Consider the following 1,647-nt stretch of genomic DNA (forward strand, 5'->3'; position numbering starts at 1 on the left):
CTGTTAGAGGCTGCTCTTCAATCAAAGCGGATTAGCCGGTGTTATTCGTGACCGACACGCGCAAATCCATCTCGATCAATCGTATTTTGCATAAGCCTCCATCATTGACGACTGAATAGCGGGTGAACCGCAGGGCAGTTCGAAATGTGGTGTGATGCGCACGTGTCGGCGCTGATCGCAGCGTAAGCCGAGGCAAGAAAGTGAACTGCGGCGCCGGATCGAAAGGGACCGCTGTGGAACGAGCGTGGCGAAAGGCGCTGAAAGCAAGTCAGCCACCAGCGGTTACCGATATTGAGATCTGAGCTGCCCAACGTTTTTAACCCCTCTGCGCTCGCGTATCGCCTGAGAGCCGGAGGATCGAGGCGGACTGCACCGGCAACGGAAAGAGGAAGCCCGCTGGGGACTGCTCCGCGACGGACTGCAGATCGTCCCGGCTCTCGTCGTGCAGTCATCCGCTCGGCAATTTCGCCTGTCGACTGAGCCGCTGTTGAGATACTGTTCGAGGATCCTGACCGGTATCAGACAAGGCGGGTCGTCCGACCGTGGACATGCTCGAGGGCAGTCTTGCACTGCACAACCTGGTCAGCCAAGCCTGGAAAGTGCCCGCGTTGTCTCCGTTCAGGCTTTCTTTTTTCTGCGGAATGCGCCGCTTAGTACGGTTGCGAGGATTCCGGCGAGTAGCCCGCCTCCGAACACGGCCGCCCACTGCGGGTCGAACCAGCTGACCGGGTTGGTCATGCTGGCGGCCGCCGTATGGTCTGGCGTGATGTTCTTCGCGTTGATGGGCGCGGCGAAGAAGTCGTAGATGCTGCTTGTGTCCACGCCCGGTGTCCTCGTGTTCGCAAGGACGCTTGCGAAGTTCGCGTAGTAAGCCTGGGTCTCTTTGAGGCCCGTGTTGCCCGTGGCGACGAATTTGTTGAGTCCTGTGAAGACGTTTTCGACGCCGTCGAACGTCGTCGTGGCGTTCTTCAGGAGTGCGTCGAACTGGCTGGTGTTATCGGGCACGGTTCCTGCGCTGCTCGCGATTTGGCTGGTGGTCTGAGCGGTCTGGCTGACGAGCCCGGTGATGCCGGTGCGGAGCTCATCGCTGCTATCGATGAAGAGGCCGGAGCTGTCTGGGGTGCGGGTGCTCCAGTCGCCTACCGTGAGACTGGCGACGGAGTTTTCTGTGAGAGAAGCCTCCTTGAGGCTCGCGATCGTCTCGTTGTATGAGGTGTCCATGTTCGTCACGGCGGAGTCGAACGTCGGGCCAGGGAGACCGGTGCGGAGCGAGTCACGGGTGGTTTCGAGCGCGAGGATTTCCTCCTGCAGGCTCGCGACGATCGCCGGATCAGTCACACCGGCGGGAACCGACGGGCGCGTTGGGTCCGTAGAATCCGCCGTGACAACAGGATCGGCCGAGCCGCTGAGGCGTGTTTCGACGGCTTTGAGGTTTGAGGTGCCCCATTCTTTCTGGACCACCGCGGAATTGGTAGGATTACCGCGATGACCGAAAGGAAGGCCCGGGATGTCCAGTTCCCGTGGGAAGTATTCTCCGGAGTTCCGCGTGGAGGCAGTGCGCGAGGTGATTGATAGGTCGCGATCCGTCGCGGACGTCGCTCGAGAGCTCGGACTGGTTCCGCAGACCCTCACTAATTGGGTGGCGGC

The 1,647-nt window shown here is 60.7% G+C and carries 2 protein-coding genes; one reads left to right on the plus strand and one right to left on the minus strand.

The window, feature by feature from the left end; translation table 11 throughout:
* Positions 1-618: 618 nt before the first annotated feature.
* Positions 619-1,461 carry a hypothetical protein gene (locus tag C5D07_RS06885; protein ID WP_146076827.1) on the minus strand — a complete coding sequence of 281 codons (843 nt, stop codon included), beginning with the start codon at positions 1,459-1,461 and terminating at the stop codon, positions 619-621.
* A gap of 46 nt (positions 1,462-1,507) precedes the next feature.
* Between C5D07_RS06885 and C5D07_RS06890 the strand changes: the two genes are divergently transcribed.
* On the plus strand, positions 1,508-1,647 hold a 140-nt coding region (locus C5D07_RS06890), incomplete at its 3' end, for a transposase (RefSeq protein ID WP_146079779.1).

This window comes from Rathayibacter tritici (assembly GCF_002932875.1).
GTDB classification, from domain to species: domain Bacteria; phylum Actinomycetota; class Actinomycetes; order Actinomycetales; family Microbacteriaceae; genus Rathayibacter; species Rathayibacter tritici.